Consider the following 21,025-nt stretch of genomic DNA (forward strand, 5'->3'; position numbering starts at 1 on the left):
ACCGGAGCAACAGAAAATGCGCATCGCCATCGGGGGCATTTCCCACGAGACAAATACCTTCGCCCGCGGCCTGACAACCATCGACGATTTCCGCCGCCCGGGGGGATTTCCCGGGCTTCTCGAGGGGCGCCAGGTCATCGAGCAGTTGCGCGGCAAGAATATCGACACCGGCGGGTTCCTTGAGGCGTCGGAGCGCCTGGGGTTCACCGCGGTGCCGCTACTATGGACCTTCGCCCAGCCCTCGGGCATCGTGGAGCAGGCCGCATTCGATGAGCTTCTCGGCCTACTGCTGGACCGTCTTCGGCTGGCCATGCCCGTGGACGGAGTTCTCCTGGACCTGCATGGCGCCATGGTGACCGAAGAGCTCGAGGACGCCGAAGAGGCCATTCTGGACGGCGTGCGCAGCGTAGTCGGTCCGTCTATCCCGGTGGTCTGCACTCTCGATCTACATGCCAATATTACTCCCGCGATGGCCGGGGTGGCCACCGCACTGGTGGGCTACGATACTTACCCGCACGTGGACTGTGCCGAGAGAGGTCTTGAGGCTGCGCAGATCGTTCTCGACGCCGCCCGGGGCGCGATCACGCCAACGACGGGCTACGCCCAGGTGGACATGCTCATTAGCCCGCCAAAACAGTGCACTCTGGTGTCCCCGATGAAGGAGTGCTTCGAGCTGGTGCGGGAGATGGAGCGCCGCCCCGGGATTCTGGACGTCACTCTTGCGGGCGGGTTCCCGTTCGCCGACATCCGCCATGCCGGGGTGTCTGTAGTGGTGAACGCCGATAACGACGCCCGCCTCGCCCAGGAGACGGCCGATGAACTCGCGCGATATGTCTGGGATCGCCGGGAGGAGTTCCGCCTGACCCTTACCCCCGTCCGGCAGGCGATCCGGGAGGCTATCGCACTCAATGAGGGCCCGGTGATCCTGCCAGACGGCTCAGATAACCCCGGCGGCGGCGCGCCTTGCGACGGCACTGCGCTGCTGCGGGCGCTGGTGGAGATGGACGCGCCCCGCTCGACTCTCGCGGTCATCGTGGACCCGGAGTCGGTCGCACGCGCGATTGCGGCGGGGGTCGGGAACCGTGTGAGGCTTCGGGTGGGTGGGAAGACCGACGACCTGCACGGCGAGCCCCTGGACCTGGAGGGCTACGTGCGCCTGATCTCTGACGGCACGTACGTGAACCGCGGGCCGATGATGACGAACATGCCTGTCAATCTAGGGCGCCTGGTGGTGTTCGTGGTGGGGGATGTGGAGGTGCTCATCTGCGAGCGCCGGGCGCAGCCTTTCGACATGCAGTGCCTGCGCAGCGTGGGCATTGAGCCCACCGACCGGCTCATAATCGGCCTGAAGTCGGCTGTGCATTTTCGGGCGGACTACCAGCAGATTGCCCGGAAGATCATCGAGATTGACACACCCGGCATACACAACCCGGATGTCACCCGGTACAACTACAAGCGCCTGCGACGCCCGATCTGGCCGCTTGATGAGATCTGAATCAATAGCCGCCGCCGGACGCCGGCAGCACATCTGGAGGCCGGACAATGGGTGCTCCTGATTTCTTCTTTGCGGTGAACGCGACGTTCAGACACATTCTCGACACCTACGGCGAGGAGGCGCTCCATCGCTACTGGTACGAGATGGGGCGCGAGCATTATCGCGCCGTGACCGAGGCCATCTGCAAACGCGGACTGACGGCGCTCAAAGAGCACTGGGATGCGCTTTTCCCCGAAGAACCCGGCAGCGAAGTCGAGACACGCCTGGAGGACGACAGGTTGACCCTCGAGGTGCGCACCTGCCCGGCAATCCTGCACCTGCGGACCCACGGGCGAGATATCCTGCCATGCTACTGCGATCACTGCACACACGTATCCCGCGGTATGTGTGAACCGGCCGGGGTGAGTGTCGAGGTGACCGGGGGCATGGGAAGCTGTGTTCAGGTGTTCAAGCGCGGCTGATGCCCATGCAGGGGTGCGTCTCAGTTCTGCAGGCATCTGCGGGCCATCTATCGCTGGCCCAAGGGTGCCTGGACCGATCGGAATCACCCGCTTGCTCTGTTTGGCGTTGGGTCCGCCGGCCCGAGCGTGTTGGAATCTCGCTGGTGGGCCCTTTGCCTCACAGTCCGCGAAGCGGGCGAAAGCTTATAGCCTCTGGTGGAGTGGGTCGAAGCGGAACGGAACCCGTGGACTCGGTGCGCACAGAAGGCTTGAGCCCCCAACGGGGGCGACAGAAATGAACCAGAAGGGCGCTGCACCGTTGTTTCTTCCTTTCCGGGGCATCCTGGGTGATTTTCGGGCGCCGGAGTTCAGAGTCCGCGGCTCGCATCGCGGTCTCTGGGGTAACGTCGGCGTCGCTTTTCGTCGCCGGGTACACCCGGGGAAAGAGATGACGCCCCGGCTCGATGGAACCCGCCTACTTTCGGAGAACGCGCGCCCCCATAAAGGTTGTGCTCGCCCGGCTATTGTATTATAGTGAGTGTGCAACATCGTCAGCCGCGAGACCGCAGTCGACACGAGCGAGGGCTCTGGTAAATGGCCAGCAGCGGAAGTGACCGCAACACCATCCTCGTGGTGGATGATGAGCGAGACGTCGTTCTTGCTACGCGCATCTTCCTCGAGGCCGAAGGGTACAATGTCATAGAAGCATTCGACGGTCTGGAGGCGCTTCGCATGCTCGAGACCGTGCAGCCCGACCTCATTATGCTCGATGTCCGCATGCCCAGGCTCAATGGGTGGAAGACCCTCGAGGCCATCCAGGCCGACGAGAAGCTCCGAAATATCCCCGTACTCATGCTCACATCCATGAACGACCCTGGCCACATGGCAACCGGGATCAACCTCGGGTGCACGTGGTATTACACGAAGCCGGTAACGGACTATGGAGACCTGGCACTGGTGGTGCGGCGCATTCTCGAGTCCGTCCAGCCGCCGACCAGTCCGTAACCCGAGGGAACCAGCGTTCAGGGATTGCACGTCCGCGTCAGCCGTGGCGAGAATAGCACTTCTACCCAGTCTCGCCGGCCGGTTCCGGGAGGACTGAGGCACGACCGCAAATCGCGGGTATCTCGTGGTCGTTGGGGAGGGCTTGGTTCGGGGGTGCACAAAAGCGGGGGCGACAGTACGTTTGGCGTCTTAGTCGATTACGGGTGGCGCATGCTTAGCGGCATGCGGTGGTTCACTTTGCGTGTCGGCTGGACCGGTGTCGTTCTTATCTCCCTTGTGGCCACCCTTCTCGCCTGCCGGTGGTCCGGGGCACTGTCTGTCTCCGAGTTCGCCGTCTTCGACGTCCTGATGCGGATGCGCCCGCCTGCCGAACCAAGCCCGGAGATCGTGCTGGTCGGTATTACCCGGGAGGAAATCGAGAATTACGACGAGCTACGGTCCCCCGAATGTGCGTGCGAGCTTGTGCCCCGCTCCAGGATCGGAAATGCCATCAAACGGGTAAAGCGTGCAGGGGCTCGCGTGGTCACCGTAGACCTGATGTTCTCACAGGTGTGCCCCGTGTACAGAAATACCCCGGCGTGGCATGACAAGCCGCTCATAGAGTCCTTCCACATGCCGGTTCCCACCGTCATCGCCGCCAACACCAACTCCAACCCGGACTGGGTGGAGTTCAGGGATCCGCCGGAGCCTTTCACCCAGGGCACCCACACGGTCATCGCCTCCCCGGTTCTGTGCAACCCGCACGGGATAGTCCGGGGCGTCAGCCTTATGCAGCACGGCCTCCTTCCCTCCGGGACGAGGGACAACATCGGAAGACACCTGCAGCCCGTGGGTACTGTGTATCTACCCCTCTGCATGGCGACGTACGCTGCCTGGCTGGGCGTGCCGTATGCTATCCCCGAACCCACGTCACTCCACCAAATGGGGCTCAATGGCAGGGGCATCCCGGTCTGGTCGTGTGAGGCCGTTCATCTGATGGAGCCGCTGGCCAGCGCATCCGTAAGCGACACGACGCAGGCGAACCGCTGCTTCATGCTGATAAACTGGGTAGGGCCTCCGGGTTCATTTCCCACATACCCGATAGGCTCCGTGCTGGATGCGCCCCAGGAAAAGCTGGTGGAGCGCTTCGGCGGCAAGATCGTGGTGTTCGGATCCCTCGCAGACCGCGGAAGCACGCCCATGGGTCGGGCAGTGGTGCCGGAAGATCCGGAACGGGCCGACGAGAGTTGCGAGACCACCATGAGTGGTCTGGAGATGCATGCCAACGCCATCGACACGCTGTTGCGCAGGCGATTCATCAGACACGTCCCGAGCGGCTGGATGTGGGTGCTGATCTTCGGCCTGTGCCTGTCGACGGTTGCGTCCTTCAGGCAACTGGCAACCTGGTTGGCTGTCACCGTCGCATTGGGGCAGATTGCTTTTCTCTTCGTGTTGGCGGCAATCCTCATCCGCGCTGACTTCTGGTTGTTTTCCGTGACGCCATCAGTCGGCATTCTGCTGACAGGCGCGGTATCCGCGGTGTGGGCCTACTCATCGGCGCGGCGCGAGGCCATCGAGCTAGCTGGTCAGGTTCGGGCGCGAGACGCTATCACCCGCACTCTCGCACACGACCTGAAGCAGCCTCTTGCGGCAATTGGGGCGCTGGCGGTGGCTCTGCGGACCCAGCAGTCGAGGGGACCGATCGCGCCTGAACTGATTGACAAGATCCAGGAGCAGGTGTCCCGGGCGATTGGCGACATCGACGAACTGCTCAACGCCAACCCTGATCGGGAACTGGACATCAAGCCGCAGGAGTTCGACCTGGCCAAGCTCGCCCGTGACCTGGCCACCACCCAGGCCATGAAGTCCGATATTCATCGCATCGAGGTGTCGGCGCCCGAGGTATTTGTGGTGGAAGCCGATCCGAGATTTATCGCTCGAGCGATTAGCAATCTTCTCGACAACGCAATCAAGTACTGGCCGGAGGGGGGCACAGTCACTCTGAAGGTGGTCTCCGAGCCGCCCGATATGGCCGGGGTGCACGTCATCGATGGCGGAATCGGGATCCCGCACCACTTCCAGGATCGCATCTTCGAAGCGTATGAACGTGGCGCAGCGGCTGGTTCAGCCATCGAGGGCACCGGCATCGGCCTGTACTCGGTGCGCCGGATCGCCGAGGCCCACGGTGGCAGTGTATCCGTGGACAGCGCTCCGGGAGCTGGATCGCGTTTCACATTCCGGATCGCAGCGCGCACCCGTGTACGCGTCAACAATGAACAGGTGGCAGAAGGGCATGAAATCTAGCGTTCTGCGTACATCGATACTCTCGCTGGTTGCTCTCGGTCTACTCTCAGCGTGCTGGTCGGCGCCGATACCGAGAGCGCAAATCACCTCCCATACAGGGACGGTCAAGACACAACGCGCGGGACGGGGACCCTGGCTTGTAGTCAGGACTGCGGCCCACAAGAGACTGTACGCTGGTGATCACCTGATCACTGGGGAGACCGCCAAAGTCAGGCTGCTTATTGACGGCGCTCGCCTGGAACTGGGGCCACGCACGCACGTAATCATCCCTCCCCCGCCGGCACAGGGGAAGCCCAGCCAGTTGAGACTCCTGTGGGGGAAAGTCTGGAGCTGGATTGTTTCCAGACCAAATGTGGAGATTGTCACCGCCGGTGCCATCGCTTCGGCCGAGGGCACCCAGTTTGCCCTGGAAGCTGCCGAGAGCGGTTTCACCACGCTGACGGTCTATGAGGGCCTGGTGCGGTTCCACAACGAACTCGGACAGGTGGTCGTCGGAGCAAACGAGCAGAGCACTGCGGCCCCGGGGCAGGCGCCTACGCGGCCTATGCGCGTTGACCCGTCCGGCGCACTGCAGTGGGAAGCCTCCATGGAAACCATCCACCTAGACCTGGAGATGCGTTTCCTGCCCGGACTTACGAGAGAGCAGCTAATGACCGAAATCAGCGCGATGCAGCCCCCGGACGAGACATCAGAAGCGTCCGCGTGGCTCAAGTTCGGCGACTTGAACCATGACCTCGGGGAGTATACCGTCGCGGAGGAGGCGTACCGGGCTGCACTCAAGGCTGATCCGGGTAACCCCGAAGCTGAACTGCGGCTGGGCGCCTGTCTCCTGGGACAGAATCGCAGCGCCGAAGCATTGCAGGTTTTCGAAAAATGGACGAAATCGCCGCAGTACGGAGCCACCGCCCTTGCGGGAGCGGCAGCAGCGTATCTCATCGAAGGCGCCCCGAGCTCTCTCGCGCAGGCCAGGGCCAGCGTGGCGGCGGCGTGCGTCAAGGCTCCCGGCGACCCCCTGGTGCAGACGGTCCGCGGCGTGGTCGCCCTGCGATCGGGCGATCTCGAGGAGGCGAACCTGGGACTGTCCGAGGCGGTGCGGATCGCGCCGGACTTGTACCAGGCACACGCCTACCGTTCGTCCCTGCTCCTTCTCTCCGCGCGTCCGGAGGAGGCTCTGGCCAGCGCACGCATTGCTGTTCAGCTTGCGCCCGGGTCAGCCCTCGCCCAACAGAGTCTGGCGACGGCGCAATTCTACGCCGGTGACCTTGCCGGCGCGAAAGCCGCTGCCGAAGCCGCTCTCGAGATCGACCCCGACTCTGCGGCCGCCCAACTTGTTCTTGCTGACACTGCGGCCGCGTCGGGAGACCTGGACGCTGCTTATGTTGCAGCCCAGGCCGCGGTTGCCCTTGACCCACAAGATGCGCGAGCCTGGTCCACCCTGGGTATGCTGAGTCTCGCGCGCAACGACCTGAAAGTCGCGAAGAAAGCGTACACCCGCGCTGCCGAGCTCTCCGCCACCCTCGCGGGGCCCCAGGCAGGTCTCGGGATGGTCTACGCGCGCCAGGGCAAGCTCGCCCGGGCAATCGCCCTGCAGAAAGCGTCCATTGCTCTGGATCCGGGTTCGGCCGGCGCCCACAACAATCTGGGCGCGGTCTATCTGGCCACGGGGAACCTGGATGAGGCTGTGAGCGAGTTCCGACAAGCCTCCACGCTGCAACCCACCTGGGGCATGCCACACGCCAACCTCGCCATTGCCTACCTGGACCTCAACCGGTTCGCCGAGGCTCTCCGCGAGGCTGAGACCGCCGTGCAGCTCGGAGAACGCTCAGCGCGGGCATACACCACTCTGGCTCGCGTGTACCTCGAGCAGGATCGCACCAACAAAGCGTGGGCGGCGCTGCGCAAGGCAGTCGAGTTGGATAGCGACTACGCTCTTGCCCATCTGCAGCTTGCTGAAGTCTACAACCGCCTCGAGCGCCCGCGCGACGCACTCAAGGAACAGCGCGAGGGGCTCCGCCTTCAGCCGTCCGCGATCCTGGAAACCCGCGAGTATTCGCGCACCGAACTCAGGCTCGAAGCGGGAAGCTTCGCCGGGAACCTGAAGACCGACGGCCGGGGCGACGAAGGGCAGAATGCCTATTACCTCAATGTCGCTCACGAAGACGATGACTGGGACCGGCGGCGTTCCGACTGGGAACGCACTGATATACTGGGCATCGCGGGACGACAGGATGCCCCCGAACGAACCCAGGCGCTGATCATTGCCGCACAGAGCGAAGACCGGGATCGCCCGGGCGCCGAACTCCGGGGCGGAGTACCCGAAGATGCGGATTTCAACAGCAAGTTCGACGCTTTCGCTGTGGACTATCTCGCCACCCGGCCGATCAGCGAATGTGCCAGGATGACGTTGCGGCTCGGGTATTCGGACGCGCAACTGGAGGACAAGAACCCGGACAGCCTGCTGGGGGACCCGAAGTCCCTCCGACGCCTCGACACCCGGTACACCGCGCTCGCCGCCGAGGCACGGTTCGATGCCATGCCATCCCGTCACACCCGCCTTGCCGCGGGGGTATCGGTAAGTGACGAACAACGACGGCTGTCGGGTCTCATCACTTCGCGGACCAATGGCGCCCGCTCGTACACGCCTTTTGCGAACCGGGAGGATACCGACGGCGGCACCGCTTATCTCGAGCACGAGTGGCTGTTCGACAATAATACCCGCCTCATGGTGGGCGGGCGCATGGTGGCGCGGGACGGGATGGACCCTGTCTGGCGGCCAAAGGCGCAGTTCGTGAAGCCGATGGGCTCCAGCGGCACGCTGGTACTGCTCACGCACCCGATCTTCCGCGATGACATCTCCGCGCTGGCGCCGGTGGACCACTGGGCTCTGCGGGAGATGTCGCCGCTGGATCTGGCAACCGGCGGCTTCAGCCAGAGCTACGAGCTTCAGTACCAGCTCACTCCCGTGGATGGGTCGCTGGTTCGCGCGGGCATCTACTACCGAGACGCGGAGAACCTCATCGTTGACCTTGCCGACCCAGCCTGGGCTGCCGGAGAGGCAAGCACGGTGCTGGCGTCAGGCACGACCCGTGGCGCCGAGATCGAGTGGGAGAAATGGATCGGGCGAAATCTGAGCGCCGGCATCTGGGCGCGGTACACGGACAGCGAAAACGACGCCGCAGGCGGCCTGGAGATCCCGTACCAGCCTGAGATCGCCGGGATCGTGCGATTGGATTACATCGACGAGAACGGCTACCGCATCGGGGCCAACTGGACGTACATTGGCAAGCGCTACGCCGATCTGGCGAACACAGTGGAGCTGGACTCCTTCGACTTTGTGAATCTGCGCGTGGCACGACAACTCGATCTGCACACCGACCTCTTCGTGCACGTGGAGAACCTGCTGGATAGCGACCGGGCATTCTGGCTGAATTACCCTGCCCGGGGCAGGGACGTGCGCGCGGGCATCGAATACAGATTCTGAAGGCTACCGGCCTGTTGAGAGGCGATAGAGTATGACACACCTGACGCGGTCCGGATTGGCGCTGGGGACGATCACGCTCCTGGTCGTGCTTGGCGGCTGCTCCGGGTCGGGACAGCCCGTCCAAGAAGTGACCGGGCAATCCTACAAGTCACTGGCCACCGACCACCTGTCCGCCGTGGTGACCGTCCGCAGCTGGTTCAACATCATGCACCAGAAATTGGGTGTCGGCGCCGCGCAGGGCGGCTGCACCCCGACTTATTTCGAAGAACAATTGCCGGACGGTTCCACCCACGCGTGGGGGACGACCAGCGACTGCATCCAGTATGACTATGTGTTGCGCCCTGATGAATCGGGCTCAGGGACGCATACCCGGCCCGACGGCAGCCAGACACAGTTGCAATGGACAACACCCGTCTGGGAAGGCGACAAGGTCACTTACCACACCACCGAGACGCTCTGGACCGGCGGCACGCTCGATTACGACTTCAGCATTGATTTCTCCGTGCCGACTTCGCTGCAGAGCTGGGACGGCTATGCTCAGTTGCCCAACACTCAGCGTATGCAGTTCCGCGTGGTCCGGACCCAGGAAGTCGATGACAAGCTCTGGGTGACACTGCCTGACGGCGCCATGCTGTACGTGACCGTGCCAACCGCACCCGCCGATGGAACGTCCTATTGGCCTGTCTTCAGTTCGGGCGCCACCGGCACCTACACCGGTCCATCAGGGCGAACGCTAGACTTCACGATTCTCGGGGACGATGCGAGCGAGAGGTGGCAGAAGTGGGTCTTCCAGGGCTCGGATGGGTCGTCAGGTTCTTTCAACCTTGGGGCCGACTTGCTCGGCAGCGGCACACTGACCGACGGCACCCAGGTGATCGGAGCGCTTAACTGGCAGGCGGGCGCGATGACCGGCATTCTGGACCTCCTGGCAGCAGATACCACCGAAGTCACGCCATCGGCTGCGGCGCGGGACTTCCAGATCGATCGATGGATCACGAACATGGCTGCAATGGGTCCCGCGCCTATGTACTGATTGAGACGCACCGCGCTGGTCGCTCGGGTACCTGGCGACATGCGCAAAATAACAGGAGAGGGAGGGAGTTAATTTGGCGACAGTGAGCGGGACGCTGCTAAATGCCACACAGCCGAACGACCTGGACTTCTGTTCAGTACCCAGCGGAACGGTGGTCGCCTCAACCACCACCGACTCTCAGGGCAAGTACACCGTGCAGCTCGCGTATGGCAAGTACACCATCAAGGTGAACGGTGGTCCGGCGGTGAGTCCGGCCGAATTGAGAGTGTACAAACCATTGCACACAGGCGTAGACATCGATGGCGGAACGTACACGCTGTAAAATGCACGCAGACCTCGCGAGTGCAGCCGGTCTAGATGTGGGAGCATGAGTGCGGCGGCGACATTGCTGTCACCGTTATCCATCACATGCAAGTGGGAGGGTAACAGACCAATGGCTCTGGTTTCTGGTTATCTGAGGAATCCGTCAGGACCGTGCGTCGCAACCGCCGATCATACAATCAGGTTCCACTCAGCTAGCGCGGTGAACTGCAGCTCGACCGTGATCCGGTCCACGAGAACCGATGCGAATGGACACTACAGCCTCCTTCTGGAACGCGGCAAGTATCGGATCTCGGTCCTCAACCCGGCAGGCCAGCAATGCTGCTTCGCCACTCCGGATCCCCTCAACGTGGGGACTCTCGCCATGACCGTGAACATCTACGCGACGTGCGTGATCTGCCAGGGAAGCTCCAAGGCGATGACAGCCTATCTGTATGACCCGGCGAAGCTTCCGGGATCCGCGGAGGAGATTCTGAAGATCGTCCGCGGCCTCGATCGGGCCAAGTACCACTGGGAGTTCATCGCCGGCTTCGGGTACTGCGATGACGACGAGTCGTGTGAGAGGGAAGGCGTTGCCCTCACCATCTGGGATAAGGGCGACTTCGGCCCGCCCGAAGAGCTCAGTGCCGCGCTTATCCGGCCCGCGGCCGGAGAAAGCGGATGCTGCTGTTGCGACGAGTAGCCCACTGAACAAACGCCACTGGGGCCCGGAAAACACTTCCGGGCCCTGTTCGTGTGCATCCTCGGGAGGTCCGCCATCATGCTCTCCTTGTTTGTCCACGTCGTACTTGCATCCCTCCTCCAGGCCGCGCCGGTGACCCTCAACCCGGAACCGATCAGGATACCTCAGGGGGAGTCGCGTCAGCTCATCTTCCAGGGCATGACCACGCAGGATGCCACCGCGCTTCTGCAGATCACCGCCCGTATGGACGCGCCTTCCTTCGCCGGCTCCATGTTCTTCATGGACCTCGCGGTCAATGGTAAGACGGTGCTGCCCCACAAGACCCGTACCGTGGGCCGGCTGCAAAACCGTCCTCTATACTCGCCGGTGGCGCCCGATATTGTTTCCTCCTGGTATGGCGCAGGCGGATGGCGAATTCTGTACGCCCCTAACTTCGACCGCGATCGACTCGGGGCATTCTATGAGGGGGACCCTTTCACGACGGTGCTGGACATCACCGACCTCATCGACCCCCTCGCCGACAACGTGGTGGAAATCCGCAATACGGCGAAAGCGGATCTTGCCAGGCAACTGAGCACGCCCCTCGACCTGGTCGTCCAGACGGCAGTGATCGACATGAAGCCAGGGGCCAGCCCAATGCTCGCCGCAGCGGATGCGCAGGAGCATGTGATCAACCGGGGGGATCCGGCTGCCGGACCTGCCCGCTACACGGGCAGCATTGACGCCGGAGGAGCGCTTCGCCTGAAGATCGGCTCCCGGGAACTGGTCTTCGACTCCGCATTTTCATACCCGAATGCCGGTCTGAACCTGCTCTCGTCGACGGCAAACCCCGAGGGATGCCAACCCGACTGGCAGCCCAAGATGGAGACAGGCTCGCAAGCCCCTACCGTCACAGCCGCAGGGCCGGACTACACCCTCGTGCGCGAGGTCCGTTTCACCCCCCGCTGCGTGAAAGTCTCCGACCGCATCACGAGCCGCCATGAGGCGGAGCCCTTTGGTATGATGGTGCGCCACTCACTCAGGCTGGAGGGACTTCAGACCAAGAGCATCCGTCTTGCCGGCAATGCGGATCCGTCGGTGAACGAATACTACGCACCGGCCAACCCCAGCGTGCACGTGCGCTTCAGCGACATCGGCGTCGGCATGATCTGCGAGGATCGCATCTTCCGGAACCAGGCGCGGCTGTTTGTGGACCCCGAAGGTCCGTCGGCCGGGCTGCGCACTGACATGCTCTGCCTGCAGCCGGGCGGCTCTGTGACGCTTGAGTGGTCGATCTATCCTGTAGCAGGGCCTGACTACTACGACTTCATCAACCTGGTGCGCGAGGACTGGGGCTCCAACTACACTGTCGAGGGCGCGTGGTGCTTTTTCAGCCCGGACGCTATCATTGGCGCCCCCGCCGAGGACCTGAAGCGCGACCTGGACCGCCTCGGCATCAACTACGCGTGCTCCTGGGGAGGCTGGGTGGACCCGAAGGCTGACCGCAAGCGCATCGGGTTCGGCTCGGAAGTCCTGTCAGACTACTGGGCGGACTACCGAGAGCGCCTGCGACTTGCCACGGCCAAGCTCCATGAAGCCCGGCCGGGGATCAAGGTGATCATCTACTACGACTCGCAGCGCGATACTCACGCCGACGCCACCACGCGCTATCCCGACAGCCTGCTCACCAATGCGGCGGGCGTCCACCATTCCACAGAATGGGGCGGGATATACTCGCTGACGTGGTCCATGGTGGCAACGCTGGGCAACAAGTTCGGCCTCGACATGTTGGACGTGGTGGATCAATACGCCCGCCAGATCGGGTCCGACGGCCTTTACTGGGATGAGATGGAGAATGTGTCGTACGGCTATCCTCACATTACCTACGCGATTCCTGACGGGGTGTCCTGCCTTCTGGACCCGAAGACCTACACCATTCAGCGGGAGATCGGCGTGACCACGATCCTGGGCGAGACCCACCGTCTTGCGGTCATCGACCGTGTGCGAAGCCTCGGCGGAACGCTGATGGGCAACGGGCCCACGACCACCAAGGACCTGCTTGCGAAGCAGGTCCAGCGCATGGTGGAGATCCAGCACAATGAGGTCTTGGCTTACGAAGGGAACCTGGACACCCCCCTGGGGTATGCCAGCAGCCGGCTGGACTTCGGCAACGTTACCCGCGCTCTGAAGATGGCGACGCTGCTTGTGGGCACGCGACTTGATTACCCGTATGAGATCTCGCGCTACCTGTTTCCCTTCACTCCGATGGAGTTGCATCACGGCTATCTGAAGGGCCGGGAGCGCATCATTACGCTGCATTCAGGCCGGTACGGCTGGCCGGAGCAGCCATCGGCAGGCACCCTTCGCATCTTCGCCGAGGACGGCTCCCTGCGCAAGACCACTGAGGTCAGGCCGGAAGATGATGGCCGGGTGCCGATCGAACTTGCCGAGAACGAGGTGGCGGTACTCGAGAGGGGACCGAGCGGCTAGGGCCGGACTACAGAACGCCGCCGGTGGTGGTGCGGGTCAACTCACCGTGCTTGACGCCGCGCAGGCTGATGAGCCTTTGCCCCAGTTCCCTGACCTTGTCTGCCGGACCGGCCAGGACAACCACTTCCAGGCAATTGTGATGGTCGAGATGCACATGGCTTGAGCAGAGCACCAGGTCGTGGGCATCGTGCTGCACGCTTGTAAGCTTGCTGTCCAGGTCCCGCGCGTGGTGATCGTAGACGAGTGTCACCGTCGCCACGACGCGGACGTCCCCGTCCTCCCACTCCTGCTTGACCAGGTAGTCTCGGATCATGTCCCGGATTGCCTCGGACCGGCTCGTGTAGCCGGCGCGTTCGATCTGGGCGTCGAACTGCTTGAGCAGGTCCCCGTCCATGGACACACCGAAACGCTCGAGAGACATGGCGCGCTCCTCCGGGTCTGGGTGATGGTGAGGGTTTCTCCACCGACGAGAACACACCTTCACGCGAAATCTGTTCAGCGTGCTCGTTGAAAATCGGGTGAAGCACCTTGACAGCGAGGCGCTGCTGGCTATAATGTCGTTTTGGCACTCATGAGTTGAGAGTGCTAAGAAATGGGGGTCCAGGCGCGACGGAGCGGATCAAATCTCGTCGCGCAGGCATACCCTGACTCTAATACTATCAAGGTGGTGTAGTCTTTATGCTCAAACCCCTGGGTGATCGCGTCCTCGTCGAGCCCCTCGAGGCCGAAGAGAAGAGCGCCGGTGGCATCTACCTGCCCGAGGCCGCTCAGGAAGCCCCGCGTGAGGGCAAAGTTCTCGCTGTTGGCCCCGGTCGCCTTCTCGACGACGGCTCCCGCGCTCCCATGAGCGTCGCTGTGGGCGACGTCGTCGTCTACACCCGCTACGGCGGCAATGAGGTCCGTGTTGGCGACAAGGACTACCTGCTTATCGAAGAAGGGTCTCTCCTGGCCATCAAGGCCTAACGCAGCGAAATCTCGAGAATCGCTCCCCCACCGCGGGGAGCTTACCCACTTCCAGGAGGTCGGTCAGGAATGGCTGCCAAAATGCTTACCTTTGACGAAGACGCCCGCCGTGCGTTGGAGCGTGGCGTTGACAAAGTCGCGAACGCGGTCAAAGTGACCCTTGGTCCCAAGGGCCGCAATGTCATGCTCGACAAGAAATGGGGCGCGCCGACCATCACCAAGGACGGCGTCACCGTCGCCAAGGAAGTCGAACTTGAGGACCAGTACGAGAACATGGGCGCACAGCTGTGCAAGGAAGTCGCGTCCAAGACCAATGACGACACTGGCGACGGCACCACTACCGCCACCGTGCTTGCTCAGGCGATCGTCAAGGCCGGTCTGAAGAATGTTGCCGCCGGCGCAAATCCAATGCTGGTAAAGCGCGGCATCGAGATGGCCTGCGAGAAGGTCGTGGATGAGCTGCGCAGCATGTCCATCAGCATCGACAGCCGCGACGAAATCGCCCATGTTGCGGGCATCGCCGGCAATGACCCGGAGATCGGCAACCTCATCGCCGACGCTATGGACCAGGTTGGCAAGGACGGGGTCATCACCGTCGAAGAATCCAAGGTCGGCCGCACCGAGATCGATGTGGTCGAGGGCATGCAGTTCGACAAGGGTTACATCTCCCCGTACTTCGTGACCGAGGGAGAGAGCATGGAGTGCGTGCTCGAGAACCCCTACATCCTGATCTACGAGAAGAAGATCTCCTCCGCCGCAGACATCGTCCCGGTGCTTGAGAAAGTCGCCAGCGCCGGTCGTCAGCTTCTGGTTATCGCCGAGGACTGCGAGGCCGAGGCTCTCGCAACCCTCGTGGTGAACAAGATGCGTGGTGCCGTCGGCTCCTGTGCAGTCAAGGCCCCCGGTTTCGGCGACAGGCGCAAGCGGAACCTTGAGGACATCGCGATCCTCACCGGCGGGACCTTCATCAGCGAAGACCTGGGCATCAAACTGGACAGCGTGGAGCTTGACCAGCTTGGCACCGCCGAGCGCGTCGTGGTCAGCAAGGACGATACTACCATCATCAAGGGCGCCGGCTCGCAGGATGCGATCAACGGCCGGATCGCCCAGATCCGCCGCGAGATCGAGACCACCGACAGCAACTATGACCGCGAGAAACTCGAAGAGCGCCTGGCCAAGCTGGCCGGCGGCGTTGCGGTCATCAAGGTTGGCGCGGCCACTGAGACCGAGCTCAAGGAGCTCAAGCACCGCTTCGAGGACGCCCTGTCCTCCGCCCGGTCGGCCCTGGAAGAGGGCGTTGTGCCCGGCGGCGGAGTGGCACTCCTGCGCGCCAGCAAGGCTCTCGACGACATTCAGGCCGAGGGCGACGTCGCGGCCGGCGTGGCCATCGTCAAGCGCGCCCTGAGCGAGCCCTGCCGCCAGATCGCGGCGAACGCCGGTCTCGAGGGCAGCGTTGTCTGTGAGACCATCCTGGCCAAGAGCAGCGTGAAGTTCGGCTTCAATGCGCTGACCGGGGAGTACGAGGACCTGGTGAAGGCCGGCGTCATTGACCCGACCAAGGTCGTCCGCTCAGCACTCGAGAATGCGGCGTCCATTGGCTCCCTGATCCTCACCACCGAAGCCCTGGTGGCCGAGGTCCCACAGAAGGAGACACCCGCACCGCCCACGCCGGACTACTAAGGCATCGGGCGAAGAGCGAAGCACCGCGGGCCCGGGACGCTTGTCCCGGGCCCGCTCTTTCCGAGGCGATCCACGGGGAGATCTGCGACACTTACTGCGCGGGACCGAAGGCGCCGGATGCCAGCAGCGCCATGAACTGCGCGACGTCCCTATGATCCACGTTACCATCTCCGTCCAGATCGAAAGCTGGGCCGCACGGCAAGCCCGTGAGATGCCGGCGCCAGGCATTCAGGAAGGCACGGATGTCCTTCCAGTCAACATCCCCCTCGCCAGTCATGTCGGCCCCGCCGCGGACGGTAACCAGCTCAATCGTGTCCGTCGCCCCCCGGGGTGAAGCCAGCGTGCACTGAACCTGGCACACCGGTCCAGCAGTGGCGCCGGCGGTCATCTCCACGCGCACCTCGCGGCCCGCGCCCGCACCCAGTGACCCCGTGGTCCAGCCCGAGCCTCGGACAGCGCTGGTGATGTCATTTCCTCCGTAGAGCGCATCGAAATACCGCACCGTCCAGCCCGCGGGAGCGGCGGAGGCTCTCAGCGTAAGCGCATCCGTCGCTTCAGAGGCGTTATCCAGGCGCAGCGTGAAGGCGGTCACATCGCCGGCCGTGAGAATCGACCGGCACGTCTGGAGCGAAAGCGGGGCGCCAACTACGTTCTCGCCCACGTAAGGCAGGTCGACCCGCGAGCGTGCCATCGCGTCGGGACGGCCATTCGCGAAGGGCTTTTGCCCGGCCACGAACCGGCACACATCGCGCGTGCTGCCGTCACCGCTGGTGACGCGCACCTCGATTTCCTGCGTGGTCCCCGCCGCAACGGATGCCCCTGGGGTTATGTCGAGGCGGATCTCAGCCCAGGCATTAGGCGGCACTCCGACGATGGTGGTCTTCAGGACGTTCCCCGAGTAGTTGCCATTCTTGTCGTAGTACGCCACGGTCCAGCCGGTGGCGGGGGAGTTGGCGGACAGCACAAGATCGTCTGGGCCGGCCGCATCGTTCTCCACCCGGAACCAGAAGCTTGCGGCCTGGCCGGAATCCACCGCGGCCCAGAGCGTCTGCTGCGAACCGATCATGTCGTAGACGTTCCCGCCTCGGAAGAGGGCATCGGAGGACAGTTTCTGGAGAGCGTCCGGGCGTGGGGCGGCGCGGGTGATCGCCGCTTTCACTGTGTCGCCGCGGGAAGGGTCGGTGGTGGACGTGCCGGTGATCAATAGTTGCCAGACATCCTGCCCCCCAACCTGTACACTCCCCGTCACCGTGACGTTGATCTCGACGACGCCGCCCGCTGCGAGGTCCACCGAGTATCCGCTGCCGTTGATCTGCGCGGTCTTGTCCTGTCCACCCACCTCGTACTTGGCTGTCCAGCCGGAAGGGGCAGGCGGTGCGGTGATGCGAATGACGTCGGCGACTTGCGCGTCGTTCTCTGCCAGCACGACGAACTGGTACTGGTAGGCGGTGGTGCTCTCAACGGTCTGGTTGAGGCCGGTGTCGTTGTACAGCCCGTCGCCGTGAAAGGTCGCAGTCTCGGTCTTGTGTCGGATCAGCAGGTCAGGCTTGCGCTGCTCACCCGGGTCCACCAGGGTGCCGGTCCGGAAACTGAGTGTCTCAACCTGCGCCGACCAGACGCCGGATTTGCGCCCCTGCACGAACCAGGTGTAGTTGGTGTTGTTCTGGAGCTTATTCAGCGGCGGGCTCCACGAGGTGCGCGTGACGATCGCGCTTGCGAGGTCCTGCCCTGAGCCGGACGTGCGCACGGTAACTCTGTAGTCGTCGGCCTCCGTCGCAGCCCATTTCAGCGAGGGCGAGCCGGTATGCGTCGAGCCGTCGGCGGGTGCGAGCAACTGGCAGGGAAGTGGGTTGGCCGTGCTCAGAGGAGTGCCTCCCGCCCAAACACCCGCGCTCATGCCGGAACGGTCTCCGTTGGGTTCTGTGAGCTTGCCGCACATATAGTGAGCATACCAGTCCCGCCACATCGGGACATTGCCTCCGGGATCGGGGAACCCGTGGGCGACCAGGCTGTGCAGGTCCGGCACCTGGTAGCCGAGATCACGATACCAGCCTTCCAGCCCGTGCAGCCACTCATGGAGCGGCACCTCGCCTAGAAAGGACTCGTCCCACGCGGAGTCCTTGTTGTACCTGACCATGCCATAGGTGATGGTTCGCCCGGCGAAGCTGATCGGGCCGACCCAGCTCAATCCCCAGTAAGACGGCGTCGGCGCCGTGCCCATGTGTCCGAAGACCAGGACCGAATCATACTTGCCGGTGGGAATGTACTGCTGCAGCTCGGTGGCCACGTCGTCGTGGCTGATCCAATAGTTCAGCGCTCCTTCCGGCTCCCATTTCGTGACCGTGGCAATGGGACGCTCGATGCGATGCACCTCGATGCTGGCCTTCCCCAGGCCCTCGGACCACAGGTCCACGAGGTCCACGAAGGATGCGGCGGCGCGCTCGAATCGCTGCACCTGGCTCTCGGTGATGGAGCCCGTGTATGTCTGGGTGGCACCCTGGGAGGTCTGGTAGCTGAAGTCCGAGTTCGGGTAGATGAGCACTAGCACCGACCAGGTGGCGCCCGCCGCTCGAGTGCCTACTGCGGCGGGTGCAACGGGTCTTGGGGGGATGAGTTCAGGCGGACGGACGAGCCCACCAGGGTCCAGCGGGGTATCACTTGACTGAGCCAAAGCGACCGCCGAAAGCAGCACAAGCGCCAGCACCGCACAAACCCGGCTGACCGGGCGCGCCCCCAGTTGTGCGATCATCTCCAGCCTCCCAGCCTCTATTGTCCCGGCGTCACAGCCAGCCGCAGACCGTCCACATCACTGGAGTGCGGTCGTAGACCACCTGCAACTGCTTGTCAATATCCCCCAGCGGATCGCAGCCGTAGCGTCGCTGGAACTCCTCGTGGAGAGCATTCTCAACGCTGGTGGTCTCCTTGAGGGGCAGATCGAGCCAGACATTGCCTCGCCAGGCGCTCTCGCGTATCGCGATCCACAGTTCCATGTCCTTGCGGGCGTTCTCGGGACCATATACCAGCGGCTCATCGTAGACTATGGCGCGGTACAGGCTCTCGAGATAGGTCGCCTTGGAGACGGCGTCGTCGTCCACGATTCCGTATCGAGCGTAGGGATTCTCCCAGACCACCTCGGGGCTCGTACCGACCTTGACCGCCTCCAGCACCCTTCGGCCGCCACGTTCACCGTACACCCACTCGATAGGATAGTGCCGCTCGCGGGTGCCTGCCCCGGCCTCAAAGTCGTCGGTTAGTTGCTGCAGCGTCTCAGGGTCATCCAGCACCAGTGCTTCGCCATAACGGTGGCCCTTCTCGCCGTCAATGACGCCGGCGACTGCGCCGATGAATCCCTTTGTCCCTTCAACGTCCCACGCGTGTCGCCAGACCGGGCGCTTCGGAGGCATCTCGAAGATACAGGTGAGATGCCCGGCAAACCTGATGAGGCCGCCGTCCCACATGGTCTCAGTCATTGGTTCGCCGCCGTAACTGATCATGTTCACCACGGGCACCCGGCCGTCCCAGCCCAGAACCCGCTCGGCCTCGGAACCCGCGAGCTTGCGAATTGCCGAGAAGCCGTGGTAAGCACCGCAGGGGTACTTCAAGCGCATGTGGGTGGGTTCACCGATCCAGCCGTCCGCCACCAGTCTCTGCTTGAGGCGCTCCCGGGGCCAGGTCCAGGTGTTCTCGGCAACTTCCATCAGGACCCCGTTCTCGCGGCACTTCGCCACCATCGCGTCGGCCTGTGGCAGAGTAGTGGCGATGGGGATTTCATTGAGGATGTGACAGCCGGCTTCGGCCGCGCGCATGCAGACGGCGTACGTGGAATCAGTGGGCGTGAGCCGCACCACAACGTCGGGTTTTCCCTTCTCGAAGAGGTCATCCAGGTTGGTGTAGACCTCGGGGATGTTGTACTCTGCCGCTGCCGCGCGGGCATGGTCTTCGTTGATGTCCATAATCGCGCACTGGTCGTACATGTCATGCAGCTGGTTGATGACTTCGAAGAACCCGCTGGAGCGCGCGCCGATGGTGGACCCAGCTCCGATGCAGGCGATGCGCAGCTTGGACATGGTCGATGTCCCTCCGTGGTTCACTTCCCTCGATTACTCACTCAAGAGCCGTGCGTACTCTTCGGCTACTTCCAAGTCTTTCACCGCATCTTCCGGGATGGACCGCGGACTGTCTTCTCCACGGACACAGGCCACGAAATGCCGGGCCTGTTCCAGGAAAGGCCAGCGCGGCGGAATGCACGGGATCTCTTCGGACTGGATGTCCCCGCCGCGGAAAATGCGGACCTCTCCCCCACGCTGCCTGGCCATGGGCGAGGGGATGTCCAGTTCCACCTTGCCCTGTTCGAACACAACACGGTACGCCTCCTCCCAGCCGGTGCGCAGGCCGTAGCCGGCCATCTCCAGGACCACTTCGACGCCCCTGGATGTGGCGCCGGCCAGCATGGACCGTCCGGGGCTTACATACTCCACTTGCCAGTCCTCCCCGAGCAGACAGCGGATCAGGTTGACCTGGTGGATGAAGTAGTTGATAAAACTGTTGTACTCCCGGCCCGTGAGTTCGTCCATCCAGGACGGCCAGGGCTCGGGGACTACGCCCTCGTAGCCGGGCGCACCATCCCCCGCGCTCAACGGCGGCTCGATCTCGAATAACCAGTCGCCAGGGGGCATGCAGGCGCGCAGGTACTTCATGTCGCCCTGGGCGCCGGAGGCCTTCCAGTCGCTGATCACCTCCACAGCGCGCCGCGTGGCCGGGGCTGACCGTTTCATGTAGCCCACGTAGTAGATGACACCCTTATCCCGCGCGAGCTTCGCCATGCGGCGGCCGGTATCGGGGCTCATGCACATAGGCTTTTCGGTGAGTACATGAAGGCCGGCGTCAAGGATGTCGGGAATGACCGAGGAATGCAGACTGTAGGGCAGGATTGCGACGACCGCGTCAAGTTCCTCGTTACGCAGCATTTCGCGGTGGTCGGGGTATGTCCTCGGGATGCCGTAGCGGGTCGCCACGAGTTGGGCGCTGTCCTGACGGCCTTCGGCGAGCGCCACCACCTGGCAGCCGGGGACGGTGGTGAAGCAGTCGAGGTGTGCCTTCTGGCCCATGAAGCCGGCGCCGACGAAACCGATGCGGATTGGGTCGTTCATTGGCTCTCTCCTGTTGAGCACAA

The 21,025-nt window shown here is 63.3% G+C and carries 15 protein-coding genes; 11 read left to right on the forward strand and 4 right to left on the reverse strand.

Features of this window, described 5'->3' with window-relative positions; all coding sequences use genetic code 11:
- The first annotated feature begins 16 nt into the window (after positions 1–16).
- From HPY44_10740 to HPY44_10780, 9 genes are all read left to right on the forward strand, one after another.
- Complete coding sequence (locus HPY44_10740; protein NSW56483.1) at positions 17–1,495, forward strand: M81 family metallopeptidase; 1,479 nt, start codon at positions 17–19, stop codon at positions 1,493–1,495.
- Between the two features lie 47 nt (positions 1,496–1,542).
- Positions 1,543–1,956: a hypothetical protein gene (locus HPY44_10745; protein NSW56484.1), complete on the forward strand. Its 414-nt coding sequence runs from the start codon at positions 1,543–1,545 to the stop codon at positions 1,954–1,956.
- 573 nt (positions 1,957–2,529) lie between these two features.
- Positions 2,530–2,940: a response regulator gene (locus tag HPY44_10750; GenBank protein ID NSW56485.1), complete on the forward strand. Its 411-nt coding sequence runs from the start codon at positions 2,530–2,532 to the stop codon at positions 2,938–2,940.
- 210 nt (positions 2,941–3,150) lie between these two features.
- Entirely contained in the window at positions 3,151–5,223 is a 2,073-nt protein-coding gene (locus HPY44_10755; protein NSW56486.1) for a CHASE2 domain-containing protein, read from the forward strand.
- Positions 5,213–8,704 (forward strand): TonB-dependent receptor, encoded by a 3,492-nt coding sequence (locus HPY44_10760; GenBank protein NSW56487.1) that lies wholly within the window; start codon positions 5,213–5,215, stop codon positions 8,702–8,704. Before HPY44_10755 ends, HPY44_10760 begins: the two co-directional genes overlap by 11 nt.
- Before the next feature lie 31 nt (positions 8,705–8,735).
- The gene (locus HPY44_10765) at positions 8,736–9,737 is read left to right on the forward strand and encodes a hypothetical protein (protein ID NSW56488.1); all 1,002 of its coding nucleotides are present in this window, start codon (positions 8,736–8,738) and stop codon (positions 9,735–9,737) included.
- Positions 9,738–9,810: 73 nt separating this feature from the next.
- Positions 9,811–10,059, forward strand: coding sequence for a hypothetical protein (locus HPY44_10770; protein ID NSW56489.1), 249 nt, complete (start codon positions 9,811–9,813; stop codon positions 10,057–10,059).
- Positions 10,060–10,278: 219 nt separating this feature from the next.
- Positions 10,279–10,740, forward strand: a complete 462-nt coding sequence (locus HPY44_10775) for a hypothetical protein (GenBank protein ID NSW56490.1) — start codon at positions 10,279–10,281, stop codon at positions 10,738–10,740.
- A gap of 78 nt (positions 10,741–10,818) precedes the next feature.
- A complete protein-coding gene (locus tag HPY44_10780) occupies positions 10,819–13,209 on the forward strand; it encodes a hypothetical protein (protein NSW56491.1) in 2,391 nt (796 codons plus the stop codon).
- A 7-nt stretch (positions 13,210–13,216) separates the two neighbouring features.
- Here HPY44_10780 and nikR read toward each other — a convergent pair whose 3' ends face one another.
- Complete coding sequence (gene nikR / locus HPY44_10785; GenBank protein NSW56492.1) at positions 13,217–13,630, reverse strand: nickel-responsive transcriptional regulator NikR; 414 nt, start codon at positions 13,628–13,630, stop codon at positions 13,217–13,219.
- 257 nt (positions 13,631–13,887) lie between these two features.
- On the opposite strand from nikR, the gene HPY44_10790 reads away from it, so the two are divergent.
- Together HPY44_10790 and groL are read left to right on the forward strand one after the other, a co-directional pair.
- Entirely contained in the window at positions 13,888–14,172 is a 285-nt protein-coding gene (locus HPY44_10790) for a co-chaperone GroES (GenBank protein ID NSW56493.1), read from the forward strand.
- Between the two features lie 69 nt (positions 14,173–14,241).
- Positions 14,242–15,852, forward strand: a complete 1,611-nt coding sequence (groL, locus tag HPY44_10795; protein NSW56494.1) for a chaperonin GroEL — start codon at positions 14,242–14,244, stop codon at positions 15,850–15,852.
- 91 nt (positions 15,853–15,943) lie between these two features.
- Here the strand turns inward: groL and HPY44_10800 are convergent, their stop codons facing one another.
- The 3 genes from HPY44_10800 to HPY44_10810 are packed head-to-tail and all read right to left on the reverse strand — an operon-like array spanning position 15,944 to position 21,002.
- On the reverse strand, positions 15,944–18,601 hold the full coding sequence (locus HPY44_10800; protein NSW56495.1) for a hypothetical protein: 2,658 nt from the start codon (positions 18,599–18,601) through the stop codon (positions 15,944–15,946).
- 31 nt (positions 18,602–18,632) lie between these two features.
- A complete protein-coding gene (locus HPY44_10805; protein NSW56496.1) occupies positions 18,633–19,919 on the reverse strand; it encodes a Gfo/Idh/MocA family oxidoreductase in 1,287 nt (428 codons plus the stop codon).
- A 33-nt stretch (positions 19,920–19,952) separates the two neighbouring features.
- Positions 19,953–21,002 (reverse strand): Gfo/Idh/MocA family oxidoreductase, encoded by a 1,050-nt coding sequence (locus HPY44_10810; GenBank protein NSW56497.1) that lies wholly within the window; start codon positions 21,000–21,002, stop codon positions 19,953–19,955.
- Positions 21,003–21,025: the final 23 nt, after the last annotated feature.

Source organism: Armatimonadota bacterium (assembly GCA_013314775.1).
Taxonomy (GTDB): domain Bacteria; phylum Armatimonadota; class Zipacnadia; order Zipacnadales; family JABUFB01; genus JABUFB01.